Source organism: Curtobacterium sp. SL109, assembly GCF_026672405.1.
Taxonomy (GTDB): domain Bacteria; phylum Actinomycetota; class Actinomycetes; order Actinomycetales; family Microbacteriaceae; genus Curtobacterium.
This window is the reverse complement of record NZ_JAPPRB010000002.1, coordinates 1,490,275-1,512,011: the sequence shown is the minus strand read 5'-3', so window position 1 is coordinate 1,512,011 and position 21,737 is coordinate 1,490,275. Positions and strand designations below refer to the sequence as shown.

At 69.8% G+C, this 21,737-nt stretch carries 22 protein-coding genes and 1 riboswitch; of the genes, 9 read left to right on the top strand and 13 right to left on the bottom strand.

Translation table 11 applies throughout. The features are described from left to right. Positions 1–11: 11 nt before the first annotated feature. Positions 12–1,022: an ABC transporter permease gene (locus OVA28_RS08745; RefSeq protein WP_194660584.1), complete on the bottom strand. Its 1,011-nt coding sequence runs from the start codon at positions 1,020–1,022 to the stop codon at positions 12–14. A gap of 1 nt (position 1,023) precedes the next feature. After that, positions 1,024–2,007 (bottom strand): ABC transporter permease, encoded by a 984-nt coding sequence (locus OVA28_RS08740; protein WP_194660583.1) that lies wholly within the window; start codon positions 2,005–2,007, stop codon positions 1,024–1,026. Positions 2,008–2,151: 144 nt separating this feature from the next. Between OVA28_RS08740 and OVA28_RS08735 the strand changes: the two genes are divergently transcribed. The 3 genes from OVA28_RS08735 (at position 2,152) to OVA28_RS08725 (ending at position 4,972) form a co-directional block, all read left to right on the top strand. Further along, the gene (locus tag OVA28_RS08735) at positions 2,152–3,834 is read left to right on the top strand and encodes an ABC transporter family substrate-binding protein (protein WP_268096639.1); all 1,683 of its coding nucleotides are present in this window, start codon (positions 2,152–2,154) and stop codon (positions 3,832–3,834) included. 141 nt (positions 3,835–3,975) lie between these two features. After that, positions 3,976–4,455 (top strand): peroxiredoxin, encoded by a 480-nt coding sequence (locus OVA28_RS08730; protein WP_268096638.1) that lies wholly within the window; start codon positions 3,976–3,978, stop codon positions 4,453–4,455. 64 nt (positions 4,456–4,519) lie between these two features. After that, a complete protein-coding gene (locus OVA28_RS08725) occupies positions 4,520–4,972 on the top strand; it encodes a PH domain-containing protein (RefSeq protein ID WP_268096637.1) in 453 nt (150 codons plus the stop codon). Between the two features lie 255 nt (positions 4,973–5,227). Here OVA28_RS08725 and OVA28_RS08720 read toward each other — a convergent pair whose 3' ends face one another. The 7 genes from OVA28_RS08720 to gcvT form a co-directional block, all read right to left on the bottom strand. Beyond that, on the bottom strand, positions 5,228–6,970 hold the full coding sequence (locus OVA28_RS08720) for a dipeptide ABC transporter ATP-binding protein (protein ID WP_268096636.1): 1,743 nt from the start codon (positions 6,968–6,970) through the stop codon (positions 5,228–5,230). Next, positions 6,967–7,917, bottom strand: coding sequence for an ABC transporter permease (locus OVA28_RS08715; protein ID WP_268096635.1), 951 nt, complete (start codon positions 7,915–7,917; stop codon positions 6,967–6,969). Before OVA28_RS08715 ends, OVA28_RS08720 begins: the two co-directional genes overlap by 4 nt. Then, positions 7,907–8,836 carry an ABC transporter permease gene (locus OVA28_RS08710; RefSeq protein WP_268096634.1) on the bottom strand — a complete coding sequence of 310 codons (930 nt, stop codon included), beginning with the start codon at positions 8,834–8,836 and terminating at the stop codon, positions 7,907–7,909. The genes OVA28_RS08715 and OVA28_RS08710 overlap by 11 nt, the downstream gene beginning before the upstream one ends. Positions 8,837–9,082: 246 nt before the next feature. Then, on the bottom strand, positions 9,083–10,732 hold the full coding sequence (locus tag OVA28_RS08705) for a peptide ABC transporter substrate-binding protein (protein ID WP_268096633.1): 1,650 nt from the start codon (positions 10,730–10,732) through the stop codon (positions 9,083–9,085). Positions 10,733–11,121: 389 nt separating this feature from the next. Next, entirely contained in the window at positions 11,122–14,049 is a 2,928-nt protein-coding gene (gcvP, locus tag OVA28_RS08700; RefSeq protein WP_268096632.1) for an aminomethyl-transferring glycine dehydrogenase, read from the bottom strand. Beyond that, positions 14,046–14,423: a glycine cleavage system protein GcvH gene (gene gcvH / locus OVA28_RS08695; RefSeq protein ID WP_071272241.1), complete on the bottom strand. Its 378-nt coding sequence runs from the start codon at positions 14,421–14,423 to the stop codon at positions 14,046–14,048. Before gcvH ends, gcvP begins: the two co-directional genes overlap by 4 nt. Before the next feature lie 4 nt (positions 14,424–14,427). Beyond that, positions 14,428–15,546: a glycine cleavage system aminomethyltransferase GcvT gene (gene gcvT, locus OVA28_RS08690; protein WP_268098182.1), complete on the bottom strand. Its 1,119-nt coding sequence runs from the start codon at positions 15,544–15,546 to the stop codon at positions 14,428–14,430. Between the two features lie 190 nt (positions 15,547–15,736). Beyond that, a riboswitch (glycine riboswitch) is annotated at positions 15,737–15,844 on the bottom strand. Between the two features lie 97 nt (positions 15,845–15,941). Between gcvT and OVA28_RS08685 the strand changes: the two genes are divergently transcribed. The 4 genes from OVA28_RS08685 to OVA28_RS08670 all read left to right on the top strand — a co-directional run bounded on the left by OVA28_RS08685 (position 15,942) and on the right by OVA28_RS08670 (position 17,893). Further along, positions 15,942–16,316, top strand: coding sequence for a BlaI/MecI/CopY family transcriptional regulator (locus OVA28_RS08685; protein WP_194660574.1), 375 nt, complete (start codon positions 15,942–15,944; stop codon positions 16,314–16,316). Positions 16,317–16,329: 13 nt separating this feature from the next. Continuing rightward, positions 16,330–17,067 (top strand): M56 family metallopeptidase, encoded by a 738-nt coding sequence (locus OVA28_RS08680; protein WP_268096631.1) that lies wholly within the window; start codon positions 16,330–16,332, stop codon positions 17,065–17,067. An 89-nt stretch (positions 17,068–17,156) separates the two neighbouring features. Then, positions 17,157–17,639 (top strand): FBP domain-containing protein, encoded by a 483-nt coding sequence (locus tag OVA28_RS08675; protein WP_194660572.1) that lies wholly within the window; start codon positions 17,157–17,159, stop codon positions 17,637–17,639. Further along, the gene (locus OVA28_RS08670) at positions 17,636–17,893 is read left to right on the top strand and encodes a hypothetical protein (protein ID WP_268096629.1); all 258 of its coding nucleotides are present in this window, start codon (positions 17,636–17,638) and stop codon (positions 17,891–17,893) included. The genes OVA28_RS08675 and OVA28_RS08670 overlap by 4 nt, the downstream gene beginning before the upstream one ends. 66 nt (positions 17,894–17,959) lie before the next feature. Here OVA28_RS08670 and OVA28_RS08665 read toward each other — a convergent pair whose 3' ends face one another. Further along, positions 17,960–18,841, bottom strand: a complete 882-nt coding sequence (locus OVA28_RS08665; RefSeq protein WP_268096628.1) for a LysR substrate-binding domain-containing protein — start codon at positions 18,839–18,841, stop codon at positions 17,960–17,962. 68 nt (positions 18,842–18,909) lie between these two features. Here OVA28_RS08665 and OVA28_RS08660 point away from each other — a divergent pair, with 68 nt between their 5' ends. Together OVA28_RS08660 and OVA28_RS08655 are read left to right on the top strand one after the other, a co-directional pair. Beyond that, positions 18,910–19,392, top strand: coding sequence for a GNAT family N-acetyltransferase (locus tag OVA28_RS08660; RefSeq protein ID WP_268096627.1), 483 nt, complete (start codon positions 18,910–18,912; stop codon positions 19,390–19,392). A 72-nt stretch (positions 19,393–19,464) separates the two neighbouring features. Beyond that, positions 19,465–19,668: a hypothetical protein gene (locus OVA28_RS08655; protein WP_194629625.1), complete on the top strand. Its 204-nt coding sequence runs from the start codon at positions 19,465–19,467 to the stop codon at positions 19,666–19,668. Positions 19,669–19,671: 3 nt separating this feature from the next. Here OVA28_RS08655 and OVA28_RS08650 read toward each other — a convergent pair whose 3' ends face one another. The 3 genes from OVA28_RS08650 to OVA28_RS08640 all read right to left on the bottom strand — a co-directional run bounded on the left by OVA28_RS08650 (position 19,672) and on the right by OVA28_RS08640 (position 21,632). After that, positions 19,672–20,049, bottom strand: a complete 378-nt coding sequence (locus OVA28_RS08650) for a hypothetical protein (RefSeq protein ID WP_268096625.1) — start codon at positions 20,047–20,049, stop codon at positions 19,672–19,674. 249 nt (positions 20,050–20,298) lie between these two features. Continuing rightward, complete coding sequence (locus OVA28_RS08645) at positions 20,299–20,421, bottom strand: hypothetical protein (RefSeq protein WP_268096624.1); 123 nt, start codon at positions 20,419–20,421, stop codon at positions 20,299–20,301. 23 nt (positions 20,422–20,444) lie between these two features. Beyond that, entirely contained in the window at positions 20,445–21,632 is a 1,188-nt protein-coding gene (locus OVA28_RS08640) for a MalY/PatB family protein (protein WP_268096623.1), read from the bottom strand. Positions 21,633–21,737: the final 105 nt, after the last annotated feature.

Genomic DNA, 21,737 nt, shown 5'->3' with positions numbered 1-21,737 from the left:
CCGTCCGGCGGTCATGCGCCGGAACCGGCCTGTGTGTTCAACGCGGCCACGTCCACGGCCGCCTGGTTCTGGTCACGACGGCGGTTGCGCTTCTCGCGCTTGCCGGTCGTCGAGGTCGGGTCGAGCGCGTCGCGGAGACCGTCGCCGATCAGGTTGGCCGCGATCGCGAAGATGACCAGCGCGCCGGCTGCGAAGTAGAACAGCCACGGGCTGGTCAGCGCGCTGTCCTGGTTCTGCGCGATCAGGGTGCCGAGCGACACGTCGGGTGCCTGGACGCCGAAGCCGAAGTAGCTCAGCGTCGTCTCACCGAGCACCGCGGTCGCGACCTGGATCGTGCCGTCGATGATCAGGAAGGACGCCACGTTCGGCAGGATGTGCCGGAAGATGATCCGGAAGGGCCCGATCCCCATGTAGCGGGCGGCCCGGACGAACTCACGCTCCTTGACCGACAGGGTCATCGCGCGGACCACGCGGGCCGTGATCATCCAGCCGAAGACCGTGATGAGGACCACGAGGACGATCCACCCGGCGTTCTGGATCCGGGGGCTGATGATCGCGATGATGAGGAACGACGGCAGCACGAGCAGCATGTCGACGAAGAACATCACGAGGCGGTCGACCCAGCCGCCGAAGTAGCCGGCGGCCGCACCCGTGATCGCCGCGATCGCGGTCGAGAACACGGCGACGAGCAGCCCGATCAGCAGGCTCTTCTGCATGCCGCGAGCGGTCTGCGCGAAGACGTCCTGGCCGATGCCGTTCGTGCCGAACCAGTGCGCGGCGCTCGGCGGTCGGGTGAACGACGTGTAGTCGATCTGCGAGTACTGCCACGGGCTCACCAGCGGGCCGATGAACGCGAACGCGAAGAGCAGGAGCACGACGACCACGCCGATGCCGGCGCCGCGGTTCATGAAGAGCCGCCGCGTGGTCTGCAGGAAGCGGTTGCCCTGGCGCGTCGGTCGGGCAGGCGTGTCACTCCGCGCGACGAGCGTCGGGTCGACGGGTTCGATCCGGGTGTCGGTCATGTCATGCCCTCCTGACGCGCGGGTCCAGCGCGGCGGTCGCGACGTCGGCGAGGAACCCGGCGATCAGCACCACCACCGCGGCGAACAGCGTGTACGCCGTCACGACGTTCACGTCGTTGTTGTTCACCGCGTCGATGAACCACGAGCCGAGCCCGTTCCACGCGAAGATCTTCTCGGTCAGGGTCGCTCCGGTCAGGATGCCGAGGAACCCGTAGGCGAAGAGCGTCGTCATCGGGATCAGTGCGGTTCGCAGGCCGTGCTTGAAGGTGGCACGACCCCGCGTGAGCCCCTTCGCCCGGGCTGTCCGGAGGAAGTCCGAGCCGAGGACGTCGAGCATCGTCGCTCGCTGGTACCGGCTGTAGATGGCGATGAGCCCGACGGCGATCGAGATGGTCGGCAGCAGCAGGTGCGCGCCGCGGTCCACCAGCAGCGTCCAGGCCGATCCGTCGAGCCCGGGCGTCGCCTCCCCGGTGAAGTTGATGAGCTGACTGCCGGCGTCCTGGTTCAGCTTCGTCGCGCCGATCTTCAGGAACACGGCGGTCAGGAACACGGGGGTGGAGAACAGCACGATCGAGATCGCCGCGCTCACCCGGTCCGAGATCTTGTACTGCCGGATCGCGTTCCACACGCCGACGAGCACGCCGAGCACGATCCCCGCCACCGACCCGACGAGCAGCAGCCGGAGGCTCACCCCCAGACGCGGGAAGAACTGTTCGTTCACCGAGCGGTCCTGGATCGTCTGGCCGAGGTCGCCGTGCGCGACGCCGTCGAGCCAGTGCGTGTAGCGGATCACCACCGGGGTCTTGTCGTTGACACCGATGTCGTCGAGCTTGGCGTCGATCACCTGTGCCGACGGCGCGGGGTTCCGCTGCGCGTAGACGGAGCGGGGGCTGAACGTCGCTGACGCGAGGAAGTAGGTCAGCGAGGTCGCGAGGAACACGAGCACGACGTAGTACACGAATCGACGCGCCAGGAAGCGGATCATGGAGGCCACCATAGGGCCTCGTTTGTTTCCGGCACATGTCATGTCCCAGCCCGCCGCGTAACGAAAGTACGTCGGATACCGGAAATGCCCACCACCCCCGCTGGAGGGCCTTAGGCTCAACGACAACTTCCAGAGGGGAACCACATGAAGCACAGGAAAGTCCTCGCGGTGACGGCGGCCCTCGCCGGAATCGCGCTCGCCGTCACCGGTTGCTCGGGCGGATCGGGTGGGTCCAGCGGGTCCGCGTCCAGCGACTCCGGCAAGAAGACGCTGCCGACCTCGGCCCAGATCAACGCGAAGCCCGCGTCGGACCTCGAAGACGGCGGCACCCTCCGTCTGCCGATCTCGCAGTGGATCTCGCAGTGGAACTACAACCAGGTCGACGGTCCACTGGTGGACGCGAACACCATCGAGCAGGCGACGATGCCGTACATCTACACGATCGACGGCAAGGGCGCTCCGACGCTCAACACCGACTACGTGTCGAAGGCCGAGGTCACCAGCGACGACCCGCTCACGATCGCGTACACGATCAACGACGCAGCCAAGTGGAGCGACGGCTCGGAGATCACCTGGCGGGACTTCGAGAACGAGTGGAAGACCACCAACGGCACGGACAAGTCCTACCTGATCGCCGGCTCGACCGGCTACGAGGACATCGACTCCGTGACCAAGGGCGCGACCGACAAGGACGTCGTGGTCAAGTTCGGCACCCCGTTCTCGGACTGGAAGTCGCTCTTCAGCCCGCTGTACCCGGCCAGCCAGACCAGCACCCCTGACCAGTTCAACAACGGCTACAAGGGGAAGGTCCCGGTCTCGTCCGGGCCGTACGAGATCACCGATCTCAACGAGACCGCCGGCACCGTCACGATGAAGCCCGACGACAACTGGTGGGGCGAGAAGCCGAAGCTCGACCAGGTGATCTTCCGGTCCCTGGACGGCAACGCTGACGTGGACGCGTACCTCAACAAGGAGATCGACTCCGTCCTCACGACGACGTCGGAGCGCTTCGACCGGGTGAAGAACGCGAAGAACACGAAGATCCTCGCCTCGACGTCCGCGCAGTACACCCACGTCGACTTCTCGACGAACGGCCTGCTCAAGGACAAGCAGCTCCGGCTGGCGATCCAGCACGCCGTGAACCGGGACGCCCTGGCCCAGGTCATCGGCGGCACCCTGCCCTACAAGCTGGGCACGCTCGACAACCACCTGTTCCTGTCCACCGACAAGGGCTACAAGTCGAACACCAAGCCGAACGGCGACTTCGACGTCGAGAAGGCGAAGAAGCTGCTGGACGACGACGGGTGGAAGACGGACGGCACCTACCGCACCAAGGGCGGCAAGCAGCTCGCGATCGCCATCACGATCCCGTCCGGCGCCCCGGTCTCGCAGCAGCTGGCGCAGGTCATGCAGCAGCAGCTGAAGGAGATCGGCGTGAAGCTCACGCTGAAGTCGGTCGCCACCGACGACTTCTTTGAGCAGTACGTCACCCCCGGCAACTACGACATGACGATCTTCGTCTGGGGCGGCACCGGGTTCCACTCCAGCGCGGCGACGATCTACACCTCGGGTGCCACCGGCCAGAACTACGGCCGTGTCAGCTCGAGTGCGATCGACACGCTGACGAAGCAGGCGCTGTCCGAGCCCGACTCGGACAAGGCCAACGTCATCTGGAACAAGATCGACAAGCAGGTCTGGTCGATCGGGCACTCGATGCCGATCACCGCGAAGCCCGCGCTGGTCGCACAGAACCCGAAGCTCGCCAACTACGGCGCGTTCGCGGGTGCGCAGAACATCGACTGGACGAAGGTCGGCTTCACCAAGTAGCCACCGACGGACAGACAGGGAGGGGCCGGGCGCACTGCGTCCGGCCCCTCTCGTCGTCCCGGTCGATCCGGTGTGCGCCCTCGCAGGACTTCCACAGTGCGGCTGATGCCCCGTCGTGGACCCGGACCGTACTGTTGCACGATGGCCATCCCCGAGACCGGTTCCGCGGCACCGGGCTTCACCCTGCCCGGCATGATCGTCCGCGACGGCGTCCGCACCGACGGCGAGTACACGCTCGCGGCCGAGGTCGGCCGTCCCGTCGTCCTCGCCTTCTACCCGGGTGACGCCACCCCCATCTGCACCGCGCAGCTCTGCTCGTACCAGCAGGAGCTCGACGACTTCCGCGACCTCGGCGCCGTCGTGTGGGGCATCAGCCCCCAGGGGCTCGACTCGCACGAGGACTTCGCTCGCGACTCGTCGCTCACCTTCCCCCTGCTCTCCGACGTCAGCGGTGACGTCATCCGGGCGTACGGCGTCCGCGCCCCCGGTCTGGGCCTGCGCCGCTCGGTGTTCGTGATCGGTCCGGACGGCCTGGTGCGCTGGCGCCACGTCGGCCTGGTCGGCGTCCGGTTCCCGCGTGCCGAGGTCATCCGCGAGCAGATCGAGCAGCTCGTCGAGTGACGCGCTGATCAGCGGGCCTTCCCGATGGGGGGACCACGGGCCCGCGGTCTCCTACGCTTGACCCATGCCCACCCGGATCGTCGCGACGAACATGCGCCGCCTCGCCGTCGTCCTCTGGGTCGTCGCCGTCGCCCTCGTCGTCATCGGACTGGCCGCCAACGGCCTCCGCGCCGCCTGGCTGGTGCCGGTGCCGTCCCTGTTCACCGCCTGGTTCGCCTGGGTCGTGCTCTGGCGACCACGCATCGAGCTCACCGAGGACGAACTCGTCGTCGTCGACGTCCGTCGCACCACCCGCTTCGCGTGGCGACGAGTCAAGGACGTCCGGTCGAAGTACGGGCTCGAGATCGTCACCGACCAGGGCGAACAGCGCGTCTGGATCGCACCGCGCCCGACGGCGCGGCTCGCGATCGGACAGCCAGGAGGCCCGGTGCCCGTCAGCGTCGCCGCTGCGGCCGACGAGATCCGCGCGCGGGTGCCGGCTCCGGTCGAGCACGTGGGTGCTCCCCGGCGACGGTGACGGCTGCCCCGATCGTGCACCGGGTGCACGGCTGGGCGATCGTCGCGCTCATCGTGCTCGGCATCGCCGGCAGCATGGCCGGCGCGCGCCTCTGACCCTGGTCTGACCGCCAGCGCCGCGGGACCGAGCCGGGGAGTTCGGTCCGGTCCCGGTCTGCGCGACGTGGGGCGGGCCTCCCGTCCGGGTCCCCAGGACGACGGAACGCGCCGTCCCGGAGCCGGGGCGGCGCGTTCCGTGTGGTGCGGGAGGTGCGGGTCAGCGACCGAACTCGAACCCGGCGCCGGGGATGGCCGCCAGGAGGTCCTGCGTGTACTGCTCGCGCGGGTTGGCGAAGACCTCGTCGGTCGTCGCCGTCTCCACGATCCGTCCCTGGCGCATGACGCAGACGTTGTCCGCGACCAGGCGGACGACGGCGAGGTCGTGCGTGATGAACAGGTAGGTCAGACCGAGTTCCGACTGCAGCTCGGTGAGCAGGTCGAGGATCTGGCCCTGCACGAGCACGTCGAGCGCCGAGACCGCCTCGTCGAGGACGATGACCTCGGGCTTCAGCGCGAGCGCACGCGCGACGGCGATGCGCTGCCGCTGCCCGCCGGAGAGCTCGTTCGGGTAGCGGTTCACCATGGACGCCGGCAGGGCGACCTGGTCGAGGAGCTCACGGACGCGGGCACGGCGCGAGGCCTTGTCCCCGATGCTGTGCGTGACGAGCGGCTCCGCGATGGTGTTCCCGACGTTGTACATCGGGTCGAGGGAGCCGTACGGGTCCTGGAACACCGGCTGGACACGGCGGCGGAAGTCGAAGAGCTCCTTGCCCTTCAGCGCTCCGATGTCGATGCCGTCGAACTGCACCGTGCCGCTCGTGATGCCCTCGAGCTGCAGGACGAGCTTGGCAACGGTCGACTTGCCCGACCCGGACTCGCCGACGAGCGCCGTGGTGGTGCCCTTCGGGATCGAGAACGACACGTCGTCGACGGCCTTGAGCTCGCGCGAGGCGAGGTTCTTGCCGCGCAGCTTGTAGACCTTCTCGAGGTTCTTCACCACGATGAGGTCCCGCGTCGGCTGGTGCTCGCGCTGCTGGGCGCGGGCGATCAGCTCGGCGTCGTCGCTGCCGACGTCGGCGATGTCGACCCGCTGGTGCTGCACCTTCGACTGGATGCGGCGGCTCGCGAGCGAGGGCGCCGCGGCGACGAGGCGCTGCGTGTACGGGTGCTGCGGGTTGCCGAGGATCTCCTTCGACGGCCCCGCTTCGACGACCTGGCCCTTGTACATCACGACGAGCTTCTCGGCGCGCTCGGCGGCGAGGCCGAGGTCGTGCGTGATGAAGAGCACGCTCGTGCCGAAGTCGCGCGTCAGGGTCTCGAGGTGGTCGAGGATCACGCGCTGCACGGTGACGTCGAGTGCGCTGGTGGGCTCGTCGGCGATGAGCAGCTGCGGACGGCTCGACAGGCCGATGCCGATGAGCACGCGCTGGCGCATGCCGCCGGAGAACTCGTGCGGGTACTGCTTCAGGCGGGTCGCGGCGTCGCCGAGGCCAGCCTCCTGCAGCACCTCGATCGCACGCTCGCGGACGGCCTTCTTGCCGGAGGCCATGCCGTTCGCACGGATCGCCTCCTCGACCTGGAACCCGATGGTCCACAGCGGGTTGAGGTTCGACATCGGGTCCTGCGGGACGTAGCCGATCTCCTTGCCGCGGATCTCCGACATCTCCTTGTCTGAGAGGCCGACGAGCTCGCGACCGTTGAACTTGATCGACCCACCGGTCACCTGCCCGGCGCCGGGCAGCAGCTTGATGATCGCCTGCGCGCTGGTGGACTTGCCGGAGCCGGACTCCCCCACGATCGCGAGGCGTTCGCCCTGCTCGAGGGTGAGGTCGACGCCGCGGACGGCCTGAACGAAGCCGCCCTGGGTCTTGAAGCCGATCTCCAGGCCGGAGATCTCGAGGAGCGGGGCGCCGTCGCCGCGGGTACGGCGGGCGGCCGGCTCGGTCAGCGTCTCGCTCATCGGCGGGCCCTCGCCTTCGGGTCGAGTGCGTCGCGGACCACGTCTCCGAGGAGCAGGAACGCGAGCACGGTGATGGACAGGGCTGCCGACGGCCAGAAGATGGTCGCCGGGTTGGTGCGGATCGACGACTGCGCGGTGCCGATGTCGAGGCCCCAGCTGAGGGACGACGGCGGCAGGCCGATGCCGAGGAACGACAGGGTGGCCTCGGCGACGATGAACGTGCCGAGCGAGACCGTCGCGACGACGATGACCGGGGCGAGGGAGTTCGGGACCACGTGGCGCACGAGCACCTTCATCCGGCTGACACCGAGTGCCTCGGACGCCGTCACGTAGTCGGCCTGCTTGGCGCTGAGGACCGCGCCGCGCATGATGCGGGCGATCTGCGGCCAGGCGAAGGCCGCGAGCACCAGCGACACCGTGATGGGGTTGCGGGCCGGGATGACGGACATGATCACGATGGCGCCGAGGACGGTCGGGATCGAGAAGAAGATGTCACCGATGCGGGACACGATCGTGTCGAGCCAGCCGCCGAAGAACCCGGCGAGGGCACCGATCACGACGCCGACGGCGGTCACCAGCACGGTGGCCACGATGCCGACGATGAGCGAGTTCCTGGCACCCCAGATCACGCGGGCGTACGTGTCGTAGCCCTGGCGCGTGAACCCGAGGAGGTGTCCGGCGCGCGGCCCCTCGTCGCTGTTGTCGAGGTTCGAGGCCCGCGGGTCGACGTGCGTGAACAGCCCGGGGAAGACCGCCACGACGATGATCAGGACGATCAGCACCGAGGAGATCCAGAAGGTCGGGCGGCTGCGCATGGACTCCCAGGCGTCGGTCCACAGGGACCGGGCCTTCTCGTCCTCGTTGACGTTGTCGATCGCCTGGAGCGGCGTCTCCTCGAGCGGGGCGACGAAGTGCGTCGCCGAGCGCGATTCCGTGTTACTTGGCATAGCGGATCCTCGGGTCCAGGACGGCGTAGAGCAGGTCGACCAGGAGGTTGGCGAGCATGAAGATGATGACCATCACGGCGACGAAGGACACCACGGTGGGGCCCTGGCCGAGCTTGACGGCCTGGTAGACCGTGCCGCCGACACCGTGGATGTTGAAGATGCCCTCGGTCACGATCGCGCCGACCATCAGGTTGCCGATGTCGATGCCGAGGTACGTCACCACGGGGATGAGCGAGTTGCGGAAGATGTGCACCCCGATCACCCGACGACGCGGCAGGCCCTTGGCCGTCGCGGTGCGGACGAAGTCGGCGCTCATGTTCTCGGCGACGCTGGCGCGGGTCAGACGCACGATGTACGCGAACGACACCGACGCGAGCACGAGTGCGGGCAGCACGAGCTCAGACCAGGGGGCTTCGCCGGACACCGTCACGCGGAACAGGGCGAGCTTGATGCCGAAGACGTACTGCAGCACGAAGCCGACGACGAAGGTCGGCACCGAGATGAGCAGCAGCGACACGACGAGCGCGGTGGCGTCGAACCACTTGCCCTTCTTGAGCCCGGCGATGACACCGACGACGATGCCGGCGACGGCCTCGAAGACGAGGGCCAGGATCGCGAGTCGCGCCGTGATCGGGAACGCCTGCGCGAGCTGCTGGCTGACGGGCAGACCCGAGTAGGTCAGACCGAGGTCGCCGCGGAACACACCGCCGATCCAGAGCAGGTACTGCACGAGGAACGGCTTGTCGAGGTTGTACTGCTGACGCAGCTGCTCGATCACCTGCGGAGAGGGCTGGCGGTCCCCGAACAGCGCGGCGATCGGGTCGCCGGGCAGGGAGAACACCATGAAGTAGATGAGGAACGTCGCCCCGAAGAACACGGGGATCAGTTGGAGGAGGCGCTTGCCGAGGTACCAGAGCATCAGATCCCTGCCTGGTTCCGAGCGGTCGTGATCAGGTTCATGTCGTGGAGGGGTGGACGGTCCGAGGGTCGGCACGGGTGTCCGGTGCGGGCGGCGGCGCCCGCGTGGTGGGGGAAGGTGTTGCCGCCGTGGTACGGGGGCTCGGGGACCGTGGTCCCCGAACCCCCGTCCGGTGGTCGCGAGGCAGGATATACCTGCCCGCGGTGGGTCGTCAGCGAAGACCCTGGGTCACGTACGTGACCGGTGTTACTTCTTCTTGACCTCGATGTCGTAGTACTGCGGCACCGAGTCCCAGCCGAACTTGACGTTCGACACGTTGTCGGCGGACCAGACACCGGTCACGTTGGAGTACCAGAGCGGGATCTCGGGCAGGTCCTTGAGCAGGAGCTCCTGGGCCTGGTCGAAGATCTTGTTGCCGGCCTCGACGTTCTCGGCGGACTGACCCTGCTTGAGCAGCGAGTTGTACTCGGCCGAGTCGTAGCGCGAGTAGTTGTTCGACGAACCGTCACCCATGGTCGGGCCGAGGAAGTTGTACAGCGACGGGTAGTCGGCCTGCCAACCGGTGCGGCTTCCGCCCTTGAGCTTGTCGTTCGTCTGCAGGTCCAGGGCTTCCTGGAACGTCGGGATCGCGTTGCCCTCGGCCTTGATGCCCAGCGTGTTCGAGATGCTGTTCGTGACCGCGGTCACCCATGCCTCGTGGCCACCGTCAGCGTTGTACGTGATGGTGAGGGTGTCGTTGTACGGCGAGATGGCGTTGGCCTTGGCCCACAGCTTCTTCGCCTCCGACTTGTTGTACTGCAGGACGTCGGAGCCCTTGAGGTCGCCGGTCCAGCCGTCGATCACCGGGGAGGTGAAGTCCTTGGCCGGGGTGCGGGTGCCGTCGAAGATCTTGTTGGTGATCTGCTTGCGGTTGATCGACAGCGAGATCGCCTCGCGGCGGAGCTGGCCCTCTTCACCCTTCCAGTGGTCGAGGTAGTAGGGCAGGTAGATCGCCTGGAAGATGGCGGCCGGCTGGTTGACGTTCGAGTCGGGGAAGTCCGACTTGTAGGTCTGGAAGGCGCTGTCCGGCACGGCGTCGAGGACGTCGAGGTTGCCGCCCTGGGCGTCGGAGTACGCGGTGTCCTGCGAGGTGTAGAACGTGATCGTCAGACCACCGTTCTTCGGCTTGCGCTTGCCCTCGTAGTCCTTGTTCGTGACGAGCTTGATGTTCTGGTTGTGGGTCCAGGCCGTCTTGCTCGCGAGCTTGTACGGACCGTTGCCGATCGGGTTCTCACCGAACGCCTTGGTGTCGTCGTAGAAGACCGACGGCAGCGGCACGAAGGCCGAGTAGCCGAGCGAGAGCGGGAAGTCCGACTGCGCCGCCTTGAGCGTCACGGTGAACTCGTCGTCGCTCTTGACCTTGAGGCCCGTGAGCTCGGCGTCCTTGTCCGCGTCGAAGCCCTCGATGTTCTCGAAGAAGTAGCTCGCGCCCTGGGCGTTCGACTTCTGCGCCGCCCAGTTCCACGCCTTCGTGAAGGACTCGGCGGTGATCTTCTCGCCGTTCGTGAACGTCCAGCCCGTGTTGAGCTTGATGTCGAACGTCTTCGAGTCGTCGGTGGTGATGCTCTTCGCGACCTCGTTCACCGGCTTGCCGTCGGCGTCGTAGGAGCGGAGACCCTCGAAGATCGAGTTGATGATCTTGCCGCCACCGGTCTCGGTGGAGTTCGAGGGGATGAGCGGGTTCTGGGGCTCGCTGCCGTTCGTGGTGACGATGCCGGACGAGTCCGAGGACCCGCCACCGTTGCCGGAGCCGGAGCCCGAGCCATTGCCGCCACCGTTGCTGGAGCAGCCGGCCAGGGCGATTGCTGTGGCCCCGAGCACGGCGAGGGCTGCGAGCCCAGCGCGCTTCTTGATCAAGAGTTCCTCCTGGTGCATGGGACGCGCCGGGCACAGAGGTGTCACCAGGCACGTTTGACCTCTGCACTGTAGGCAGAGCGCTGAGGACCCACCAAATGCTGGAACGAACGGTTACACGCTGGTAACCAACTTGCATGATCGTTGCGGTGGGGTGCAACATCCGCGCGTTTCACGGTGCAACATGCGGGTTCGTTGCGTCTGCATCGTTCGCAGTGCATGTCCAGGGTGGACAGCCGGGGGTGGGGGTGCCGGGCACACGACGACGGCCCGGAGCCGTGGGGCTCCGGGCCGTCGTGGTCGTGCGGGCGGACAGCCCACAGGCGTGCAGGCGTGCAGGCGTGCAGGCCTACGGGCGTGCGGGCGCCCAGCGAGCAGGCGTCAGCGCTGGATCACGCGAAGGCCTCGATCGGCGGGCAGGCGCACACCAGGTTGCGGTCCCCGTACGCCTGGTCGATGCGGCGCACCGGCGGCCAGTACTTCCGGTCGGTCATGCCCGGCAGCGGGTACACGGCCTGCTCCCGCGTGTAGGCGTGCTCCCACTCCCCCGAGATCACGGAGGAGGCGGTGTGCGGCGCCCCGACGAGCGGGTTGTCGTCCGCGGGCCACTCGCCCCGCTGGACGGCGTCGGCCTCAGCGCGGATCGCGAGCATGGCGTCGACGAAGCGGTCGAGCTCCGCCAGGTCCTCGCTCTCAGTCGGCTCGACCATGAGCGTGCCCGCGACGGGGAACGACATGGTCGGGGCGTGGAAGCCGTAGTCGACCAGGCGCTTGGCGACGTCGTCGACCGTGATGCCCGTGGCGTCGCGGAGGGGCCGGAGGTCGAGGATGCACTCGTGCGCGACCAGGCCGGACTCCCCCGTGTAGAGCACCGGGAAGGCGTCACGGAGTCGCGCGGCGATGTAGTTCGCCCCGAGGACCGCCACCTCGGTCGCCCGGGTGAGGCCCTCGACGCCCATCATGCGGACGTACGACCACGTGATGGGCAGGATGCTCGGGCTGCCGTACGGCGCTGCCGAGACGGGTCCGCCGGCGTGCGCCAGCCGGTCGTCGGACGACGCCGCGGTGGCACCGGTGCGGCGGTCCTCCTGTTGGGCCATCGGGTGACCGGGCAGGAACGCCGCGAGGTGCGCCTTCGCCGCGACGGGGCCCACGCCGGGCCCGCCGCCGCCGTGCGGGATGCAGAAGGTCTTGTGCAGGTTCAGGTGCGAGACGTCGCCGCCGAAGTCGCCGAACCGGGCGTGCCCGAGCAGCGCGTTGAGGTTCGCGCCGTCGACGTAGACCTGGCCGCCGGCGTCGTGCACGGCGTCGCAGATGTCGCGGATGTCGTGCTCGTAGACGCCGTGGGTGGACGGGTACGTGATCATCAGCGCCGCGAGGGTGTCGGCGTGCTCGGCCGTCTTCGCGCGGAGGTCGTCGAGGTCGACGTTGCCGTTCTCGTCGCACGCGACGACGACGACCCGCATGCCGGCGAGGACCGCCGACGCCGCGTTCGTGCCGTGCGCGCTGGACGGGATCAGGCAGACCGTGCGGGACTGGTCGCCGCGGGACTGGTGGTACCCGCGGATCGCGAGCAGGCCGGCGAGCTCGCCCTGGCTGCCCGCGTTCGGCTGCATCGAGACGGCGTCGTACCCGGTGACCTCGGCCAGCCAGGTCTCGAGGTCGCCGATCATGCCGAGGTAGCCCTCGACGTCGGAGCGCGGCGCGAACGGGTGGACGTTCGCGAACTCCGGCCACGTGACGGCCGCCATCTCGGTGGCGGCGTTGAGCTTCATCGTGCAGCTGCCGAGCGGGATCATGCCGCGGTCGAGCGCGTAGTCCTTGTCGGCGAGGTGCTTGAGGTAGCGCATCATCCGGGTCTCGCTGCGGTACGAGCTGAACACCGGGTGCGTCAGGTACTCGCTCTCGCGAGCGAGGGCGGACGGGAGGCTCGTGGCTGCGTCCCGCACGGCCGTCTCGACGGCGCGCTGGTCCGGCCCGGCACCGCCGGCCAGGACGTCGGCGAGCACGCGGACGTCGTCGGCCGTGGTGGTCTCGTCGGCCGACACGGAGACGGTGTCCTCGTCCACCTGGTGCAGCAGGTACCCGCGCTCGGCGGCGGCTGCCACGATGTCCTGCGCGCCACCGGCACGACGGAGCGTGACGGTGTCGAAGAAGGCGTCGTGCAGGACCTCGACCCCCGCGGTGCGGGCGGCGTCGGCGAGCGCCGTGGCCGTCCGCGCGACGCGGTTCGCGATGAAGCGGAGGCCCTCTGGCCCGTGGTAGACCGCGTACATCGACGCCATCACGGCGAGCAGCACCTGTGCGGTGCAGATGTTCGACGTCGCCTTCTCGCGGCGGATGTGCTGCTCGCGGGTCTGCAGGCTGAGGCGGTAGGCCATGCTGCCGGCGGCGTCGAACGACACCCCGACGAGCCGGCCGGGGAGCTGGCGTTCCAGGCCCGCGCGGACGGCGAGGTACCCGGCGTGCGGACCGCCGAACCCGAGCGGGACGCCGAAGCGCTGGGACGTGCCGACGGCGACGTCCGCGCCGAGGTCGCCCGGGCTCTTCAGCAGGGTCATCGCGAGCAGGTCGGCGGCGACGACGGCGATGCCCCCGCCGGCGTGCACGCGCTCGATGGCGGCACTCGGGTCGATGACACGGCCGGAGGCGCCCGGGTACTGCAGGACGATGCCGAAGGCCCCGTCGACCTCGGCGTCGGTCAGCTCGCGGGTCGGGTCGACGACGCGGAGGGTGATGCCGACGGCGACCGACCGGTTCTCGAGCAGTGCCATGGTCTGCGGGAGGACGTCCTGGTCGACCAGGAACGCGTCGCCCTTGACCTTCGAGGCCCGGCGGGCGAGGAGCATGCCCTCGACCACGGCGGTGCCCTCGTCGAGCATCGACGCCCCGGCGGTGGCCATCCCCGTGAGGTCCGCGACCATCGTCTGGAAGTTGATGAGGGCCTCCAGGCGGCCCTGCGAGATCTCCGGCTGGTACGGCGTGTAGGCCGTGTACCAGCTCGGGTTCTCGAGCACGTTGCGCTGGATCACCGCGGGCGTGTGGGTGCCGTGGTAGCCGAGGCCGATCATCGGTCGGCGGACGGTGTTCTGCGACGCGATGGCGCGGAGCTCGGCGAGCGCCTCGGTCTCGCCGACCGCGGCCGAGATCGAGGACGAGGCGACGGGCTCGGCGTGGATCGACGCCGGGATGGCGGTACGGACGAGGGCGTCGAGCGACGGCTGGCCGACGGTCTCGAGCATGACGCGCTGATCGGCCGTGGTGGTGCCGATGTGGCGGTCGGCGAACGTGGTCTGCAGGTTCTGGTCGTCGGTCGTCATGCGATGGACGCCCGGTAGGTGTCGTGGTCCATCAGGTCCTCGGGGAAGGAGGTGCCCTCGACCTTGAGCTTCACGAGCCAGCCGGCGCCGAAGGGGTCCTGGTTGACGGTGTCGGGGGCGGCGACGACGGCCTCGTTGACCTCGACGACCTCGCCCTCGATCGGTGCGAAGAGCTCGCCGACGCTCTTGGTGGACTCGATCTCCCCGATCTGGTGCCCGGCGGTCGCGGTGGTGCCGACGGCGGGCAGCTCGACGAAGACGACGTCACCGAGCTGCTCGGCGGCGTGGTCCGTGATGCCGACGGTGACGACGTCGCCCTCGACGAGGAGCCACTCGTGGTCCTTGGTGTACTGCAGTGCGGTCTGGTCGGTCATGGCCTCAGCCTTTCGATGCGCGGCGGTAGAAGGGGAACGCGGAGACCGATGCGGGGATGGCCGTGCCGCGGACGTCGATGTGGAGGACGTGTCCCTCGGCGAGGGCGGACGGCGCGACGAACGCCATCGCGACCGGGTGGCCGAGCGTCGGGGAGAGTGCGCCGGAGGTGACGGTGCCGACGACGACCCCGTCGTGCAGGACGGGGTAGCCGGCGCGAGCGGCGCGGCGGCCCTCCATCACCAGGCCGACGAGCACCGGTGCGTCGGGGTCCGGCTGCACGCCGGACGCCCCGACGAAGTCGCCGTCCGTGGCCACGACACGACCGAGGCCGGCCTGGGCGGGACGGGTGTCGACCGAGAGCTCGTGGCCGTAGAGGGGCATCCCGGCCTCGAGCCGCAGGGTGTCCCGGGCGGCGAGTCCGGCGGGCACGACCCCGCGGGACGCCCCCGCCTCGAGCAGGGCGTCCCAGATCGCCGGTGCGACCTCGGGGTCGCTGTAGATCTCGAAGCCGTCCTCGCCGGTGTACCCGGTGCGGGCGATGAGCACCTCGGCGTCGTCGAACGTCGCGTGCAGGACCCGGTAGTAGCGGAGCTCGTCGAGCGGGGTCTCGGGCTGCAGCCGGTCCTCGACGACGAGGGCGTCGAGCGTGCCGGCCGCGGCGGGGCCCTGGATCGCGACGAGTGCCGTCGTGTCGGAGTCGTCGGTGACCACCACCTCGAAGCCGGCGGCGCGGTCCTGCAGGGCGTCGACGGCGACGTCGCGGTTGGCGGCGTTCGCGACCACGAGGTAGGAGTCCTCCTCCACCCGGTACACGACCAGGTCGTCGAGGATCCCGCCGTGCTCGGCGAGCAGGAGCGAGTACTTCGCACGGCCGACGGTCATCGCCGCGAAGGCACCGGCGAGCGCGTGGTCGAGGAAGGCGACCGAGCCGGGTCCGGAGACGCCGATCTCGGCCATGTGCGACAGGTCGAACACGCCGGCCGCCTGGCGCACGGCGTGGTGCTCGGCGAGGTCGGACGAGTAGCGCACGGGCATGCGGTACCCGGCGAAGTCGGTGAACGAGGCACCGGCGGCGACGTGTGCCGCGTCGAGCGGGGACGAGCGCAGGTCGGACGGGGACATGGCGGAGTTCTCCTGGCGTGGGCCGGGCCCGACGGACGTCGGGCGACACCCGACGACGATCGCCGGGTGGAACTCCCCCTCTGTCATGTGCCTGAGAGTTTCACCGCGGCCCGTGAGGTCCGGCGGCTTTCACCGTGGGCGAGACGTCCGGACCCGGTGGGTCTCGGGAGCGTCTGCTTTTCAGAGTGGCCTGTCCGCTGCGGTGTTGGACCTGAGAGATTGACGGGGAGGATGCTCCTTCGGTGTCGCGCGCCCGCCGGTGAACGGCAGGGCGGGCGACGTCTCCCGCGGCGGGTGGTCGGCCTCGGTGTTCAGTTGTCCGTCGCGAGCATACCGACCCCGCGTTACGGGCATGTGACGAGCACGGGGGCTTCGACATCTCGTAGAGTGCTCGGGTGGCAGGACAACGACAGCGCCCCCGTGGGCAGCTCGAGCAGGCGGTGCTCGACACCCTCTGGTCGGCCGACGGCGCGATGACCGCGCGGCAGGTGCTCGACGCCGTGCCCGAGCCCCGCCCGGCGCTGACGACCGTGCTCACGGTGCTCGACCGCCTCGGCCGCAAGGGTGCCGTGGAACGTGAGCAGCGCACCGACGGGCCCCTGGCCTTCCGTGCCACGAACAGCCGTGACGAGCAGACCGCGTCCCTGATGTCGACCGCCCTCGCCGCAGCATCGGACCGCGAGGCCGCGTTGCTGCAGTTCACGGGCTCCCTCGCCTCGGACGACCTCGACGTCCTGCGCCGCGCCCTCGACGCCCGCGCCCGCTCCTGACGGACCCCCGCCCGTGGTCGTGACCGGTGTCGTCCTCGTCGTGCTGGCACTCGCGGTCGTCGTCGTCGCGCCGCGCGTCCTGACCCGGTCCGCGTGGACGATCGACCGTCCGCGCACCGCCCTGGTCGCCTGGTCGGTTGCCGTACTCCTGGGGGCGCTCGGCTTCGTCGTCGGCATCGCACCCGTGGTGCTCGCGAACCGGCCGATCACCGACCCGTTCGGCCTCGCCGAGTCACCCACCCGTGGGCTCAACGTCGGGGTCGCCGTCCTCGCGGTCATCGCCTTCGTCATCGCCGTCCGGGTCCGGCCCGGCGCGGAACACCGGGCCGTCCGCGAGGCCATGCGCTCAGGTGCCGCACCACACCGCGAGATCGACGGCACCATCGTCGCCGTGGTCGAGGCCGAGCACGCCCTCGCCTGCGCTGTCCCGGGGAGGAGCGGTGGTGTCCTCGTGAGCACCGGCCTGGCCGACCGACTCCGCACCGACGAGCTGGAGGCCGTGGTCGCCCACGAACGCGCCCACCTGCGACAACGCCATGCGGCCGCCGTCGCGGTCGCCGAGTCCATCGAACGTGCTGTCCCGTGGATCCCCGGTGCGCGCGCCATGGCGCGCTCGACGCGCGTCCTCGTCGAGTTCGCCGCCGACGACGCCGCCGCACGCCGCATCGGACGCGACGCGGTCCGCCGGGCCGTCCTGGTGGCGGACGCGACGAGCGCGCTCGCGGCGATCCGAGCCTCCAGGCTGTCCTGAACCGGACCCGACGGACGGGAGGCCCTGGCTCGGTCCGGACGTCGGTGGCCGGGCGTACTGTGGTCGAGTCCACAGCCTGAAGGGGGACCGTGCAGCCGCTCACCGAAGCCGACATCCGATCGTCGTTCGTCAACGCCACGCCCGAGGAACTCGCCCAGCTCCCGATCCCGGGACTGCACGAGATGCTCTGGAACGAGCGCGAGTTCCTGGGCTGGCGCGACCCGCAGGCCGCGCGCCGGGGCTACATCGTCTCGTGGATCGACGGCCGCGCCGTCGGCATCGTCGTGCGCTCCGCCGGCGGGTCGCTCCGCCCCGGCATCGCGGCGATGTGCTCGTTCTGCCACTCCCCGCAGCCGGCCACGCAGGTGCGCCTGTTCTCGGCGGCCCGCGCGGGCGAAGCCGGCCGGAACGGCAACACCATCGGCACCTACATCTGCGAAGACCTCGGCTGCCCGCTGCTGATCCGCATCGCGCCGCCGCACCTGAACCCGCCGGCGACGATCAAGACGCGGGGTGAGGCCCTGCTGCAGCGCATGCAGAACTTCACAGCGGACATCCTCAAGACCGCGTGACCGGACGGTTCGCCACCGCGCGGTGGGCGGTCGTGACCGAGCAGGGTGACGGCCGATGGGAACTGTCGGTGCACGACGAGGCCGACGACGAACTCGGGTCGCTCGGCCTGGGGGTCGAAGGCGCGTGGGACCCGGACGTCGAGCCGCACGTGGCGTTCGTGCTCGTGCAGCTCGGGCTGGCGCTGCGCGGGTCTGATCCGTGGCGCGAGGACGAGCTCGGCGACCAGCGGGCACCGGTGCTGCCGCTGGGCTGAGGGCGGCGTGGTCGGTCCGTCGACGGCTGGCGCCGGCGCGCTGCCTCGGTCCGTGCTGCCGTACTGTCAGTCGGTCGCGGCCATGAAGTTGCGGAGGACCTCGCGGTCGTCGTCGACCCGTGACGCCCAGCACAGTTCGCTGCGGTGGTCCCCCGCGACCGGCAGCAGGACGACCGTGTCCGGTGCGGCGAGGGTCGCACTCGCCGGCGCCACCGTCACCCCCAGCCCGACGCCGACCAGGTGCAGGACGGTCGCCCACGTGGTGGCCTCCTGCACGACCACGGGGCGTCGCCCGTCCGCCACGACCGGGGCCAGGTTGCGCTCGGTCGCCACGGCGCCGGCCTCGGGCGGGAAGAACACGAACGGGTCGTCGAGGAGCTCCGACCCGGCGATCTCCGTCCGCCCGGCGAAGCGGTGCGACCGGGGCACCGCGGCGACGAACGGCTCGCTCCGGAACAGCGTGGTGCGGACGCCCTCGGTCGGGTCGGGGTCCCGCACGATCGCCAGGTCGAGCTCACCGCGGACGATGCGGGCGAGCAAGCGGGACGTGTAGCCCTCGGTGAGTTCGACGCGGACGAGCGGGTGGCGCTCCCGGAAGCGCTGGACGCGCTCGATCGGGCCGAGCGGCAGCGCCGAGACGACGAACCCGACGTCGAGGCGTCCGACCTCTCCGCGTCCCACCCGCACCGTCTCGTCGAGGTCCCGGGCTGCCTGCGCCAGGAGCGACCGGGCTCGGCCGTGCAGCACTCGACCAGCCGGGGTCAGCGCGACGCTCCGCGACGTCCGGACGAACAGGTCGACGCCGAGCGCCCGCTCCGTCCGGCGGATCTGCTGCGACAGCGCCGGCTGGGCCATGTGCAGCGCAGCCGCCGCCCGGCCGAAGTGCAGCTCGTCGGCGACCGCCATGAACGCGCGGAGCTGCCGCAGGTCGACGTCGGGATGATCCATGCACCGAGCGTATCGATCCGTGCGAACGAGTATTGGACGTGACTTCCTCGGCGTCCGAGGATGAGTGCATGCCCGACACCGCCTCCGTCATCATCGACGACCTCAGGACCCCCGCCGACGCCGACGCGTTCCGCACCCTCAACGAGGCCTGGATCACCCGCTTCTTCACGCTCGAGGACGCGGACCGCGCGATCCTCGGCGACCCCGCCGGCTGCATCATCGAACCGGGCGGGGCGGTGTTCATCGCGCGGCTCGGCGACGAGGTCGTCGGCTGCGTCGGCATCGCGCCCGAGGGTGAGGGCGTGTTCGAGCTCGTGAAGATGGCCGTCTCCGCCGAGCACCAGGGGCACGGCACCGGTCGTCGGCTCATCCGTGCGGCGATCGACCGGGCGCGGGCACTCGGTGCGCAGCGGATCACCCTCGAGACGAACTCCGCGCTCGCCAGCGCCGTGCACCTCTACGAGACGTCGGGGTTCCGGCACCTGACCGCCGACGAACGGCACCCGAGCCCCTACGTGCGCGCCGACGTGGCGATGGTGCTCGACCTCTGAGCCCGGCGTCGGTCGTTCGCCGCCGGACAGCTGAGCGTCGGGCGTCGGGCGTCGCGTTGCTACGCTCGCCGCATGACGACGCACGAGGTCCAGGCCGTCCGCGAACAGGGCATGTGGCAGGTGTTCATCGACGGGTTCCTCGTCACCGAGGTCTCCCGGTGGTCGTCCGTCGGGTTCGCCGCCCGGCAGTGGGTGTCGCGCACCGACGAGGTGCCCGCCAGCGAGGTCGACCTGCACGTCCGTGTCCTCGGTCGGAACCACTACATCGACGGCTGAGCGTCACCGCCCCGCGGCCACCAGCTGCTGCGCCCGCTGATGGGACACGTGGAGCAACGGACCGATCTCCCGCACCGTCATGCCGGAGTCGTGCAACACGACGGCGGCTGCCACCGTCTCCTTCGTCGCTGCTGCTCGTGCACGCTCCGACTCCTCGCGAAGCGCCGCGGCGCGGTCGAGGTGCGCCTGCGCGATCTCCGGCACGACCACCTCGACGTCGAGGTCGAACGTGTCCGGCTCGCGCTCGTGCATCAGCGAAAGCCAGTCACGCGCCATCATCTCGATGTCACGGGCACGCTTCGCCTGTGTGCGCGGATCGCCGTCGATCCAGATGACCCAGTACTGCTTGCTGCGCTCGGCACGCACGGCGTGTCGACTCATGACCACTCATCTCCTTCTCGTTCGCAGTCGCGGAGGATCCCGCGAGCAGTCCGCTCGTCGATCTCGCGATGCCGCGGAACGACGATGGTCAGCTGATCGAACTGGTACACGTCATGCCGACCCCCGTGGCGCCGCAACAGGAACTCGACACCCTGTCGCCGTGCCAGTTGGGCCAACTCACCGATCAACGCTCTCCGCTTCACGGTAGGTGCCCAACCTGGGTTGGGCAAGTCTGTCTACTTGCACTAGTCAGGCAGGTGTCGCGATCCATGCCTCGACGATGGCCGAGGCCTGGACGTCGACGACGTCCTGGTGCGGGTCGGTGGACGGGGCGTGCTCAGCGAGTGTCTGTGGAGGACCGAGCAGCAGCATGCGGCCAGCAGGACGGAGCAGGGTCAGGCGACGTGCCAGACCACGGCCTCCTGCGCGCTCGACGGGTAGGCCGCCGCGATCCGCAGCACCGCCTCGCGCAGGGTGTCCGGCGAGCACGCCAGGTTGATGCGGGCGAAGCCACGGCCCTCGGTGCCGAAGGGCAACCCGGAGTTCAGCGCGACGAACGCGTGCTCGCGGAGCTGGACGGCCGGGTCGTCCCCGAGGCCGAGCCCACGGAAGTCCAACCACGCCAGGTAACCAGCGCGCGGCCGGGCGTAGACGACTCCGGGCAGGTGTTCGGCGAGGAGCTTCGCGAGCAGTCGGTCGTTGGCGACGATGCGGTCGATGACGTCGTCGAGCCACCCGACCGCCAGGGTGAACGCGGCGAGGTTGGCGTGCAGGCCGAGGATGCTCGTGCGACAGGCCACCTCTTCCCACAGCGTGTCGAGGAGCTCGGCGGTGCGGGCGTCCCCCGCGACGATGACCGAGCACTTCACACCGGCGAGGTTCCAGCCCTTGCTCGCCGACGTCACACAGACGCTCAGCGCGCCGAGCGGTTCGGCGATCGCGGCGAACGGGGTGAACTGCACGCCCGGGTGGGTGAGCGGGGCGTGGATCTCGTCGCTGATCACGAGCACGTCGTGGCGGGCGGCGAGCGTCGCCAGGGCCTCGAGGTCGGCGCGGTCGTGCACGAGCCCGATGGGGTTGTGCGGGTTGCAGAGCAGGAAGACGCGGACGCCGTCGGCGAAGGCGCGCTCGAGCGCGTCGAGGTCGAGCCGGTACACGCCCCAGCGCTCCGTGAGCGGGACCTCCTCGACCTGACATCGGGCTTCCTCGACCAGCTCGAAGAACGGCGGGTACACCGGCGGGGTGATGGCGACCCGGCCACCGTCGGGCAGCGCCAGCCGCAGGGTCTCGACGATCCCCACGCTGACGTCGGTCGCCAGGTACACGCGGGCGGGGTCGACGTCCCAGCCCCAGCGCTCCCGGGCGAACTGCGCGAAGGCCGGAGCGAGCGGCCCGGGCCCGTCGAGGTAGCCGAGGTCGGACTGCTGCACGCGCTCGACCAGCGCCTGCCGGATCTCAGGCGCCACCTCGTGGTCCATCTCGGCGACGAACAGGGGCAGCACATCGGGCGCGTACCGCGTCCACTTGATGCTCGTCCGGACCCCGCGGAGCGTGCCGACCGGGTCCTCCTCGTCGTTCGCCATGTCCCCAGGATGCACTGCGCCGCGGACTGCGCGCGAGCCCGTCCGTCATCGGACGTCGTCTTCCGCACTCCCCTGAGCCGCGCCGTGGCCCCCGGCCTACGCTCG

Bases quoted from the DNA above. Each gene is read 5' to 3' on its own strand.
- OVA28_RS08745 (WP_194660584.1), bottom strand. From the start codon at position 1,022: ATGACCGACACCCGGATCGAACCCGTCGACCCGACGCTCGTCGCGCGG.
- gcvP (WP_268096632.1), bottom strand. From the start codon at position 14,049: ATGACGACCGACGACCAGAACCTGCAGACCACGTTCGCCGACCGCCAC.
- OVA28_RS08730 (WP_268096638.1), top strand. From the start codon at position 3,976: ATGGCCATCCCCGAGACCGGTTCCGCGGCACCGGGCTTCACCCTGCCC.
- OVA28_RS08710 (WP_268096634.1), bottom strand. From the start codon at position 8,836: ATGCTCTGGTACCTCGGCAAGCGCCTCCTCCAACTGATCCCCGTGTTC.
- OVA28_RS08640 (WP_268096623.1), bottom strand. From the start codon at position 21,632: ATGGCGAACGACGAGGAGGACCCGGTCGGCACGCTCCGCGGGGTCCGG.
- gcvT (WP_268098182.1), bottom strand. From the start codon at position 15,546: ATGTCCCCGTCCGACCTGCGCTCGTCCCCGCTCGACGCGGCACACGTC.
- OVA28_RS08660 (WP_268096627.1), top strand. From the start codon at position 18,910: ATGCCCGACACCGCCTCCGTCATCATCGACGACCTCAGGACCCCCGCC.
- OVA28_RS08720 (WP_268096636.1), bottom strand. From the start codon at position 6,970: ATGAGCGAGACGCTGACCGAGCCGGCCGCCCGCCGTACCCGCGGCGAC.
- OVA28_RS08655 (WP_194629625.1), top strand. From the start codon at position 19,465: ATGACGACGCACGAGGTCCAGGCCGTCCGCGAACAGGGCATGTGGCAG.
- OVA28_RS08740 (WP_194660583.1), bottom strand. From the start codon at position 2,007: ATGATCCGCTTCCTGGCGCGTCGATTCGTGTACTACGTCGTGCTCGTG.
- gcvH (WP_071272241.1), bottom strand. From the start codon at position 14,423: ATGACCGACCAGACCGCACTGCAGTACACCAAGGACCACGAGTGGCTC.
- OVA28_RS08650 (WP_268096625.1), bottom strand. From the start codon at position 20,049: ATGAGTCGACACGCCGTGCGTGCCGAGCGCAGCAAGCAGTACTGGGTC.
- OVA28_RS08715 (WP_268096635.1), bottom strand. From the start codon at position 7,917: ATGCCAAGTAACACGGAATCGCGCTCGGCGACGCACTTCGTCGCCCCG.
- OVA28_RS08645 (WP_268096624.1), bottom strand. From the start codon at position 20,421: ATGCTGCTGCTCGGTCCTCCACAGACACTCGCTGAGCACGCCCCGTCC.
- OVA28_RS08665 (WP_268096628.1), bottom strand. From the start codon at position 18,841: ATGGATCATCCCGACGTCGACCTGCGGCAGCTCCGCGCGTTCATGGCG.
- OVA28_RS08725 (WP_268096637.1), top strand. From the start codon at position 4,520: ATGCCCACCCGGATCGTCGCGACGAACATGCGCCGCCTCGCCGTCGTC.
- OVA28_RS08735 (WP_268096639.1), top strand. From the start codon at position 2,152: ATGAAGCACAGGAAAGTCCTCGCGGTGACGGCGGCCCTCGCCGGAATC.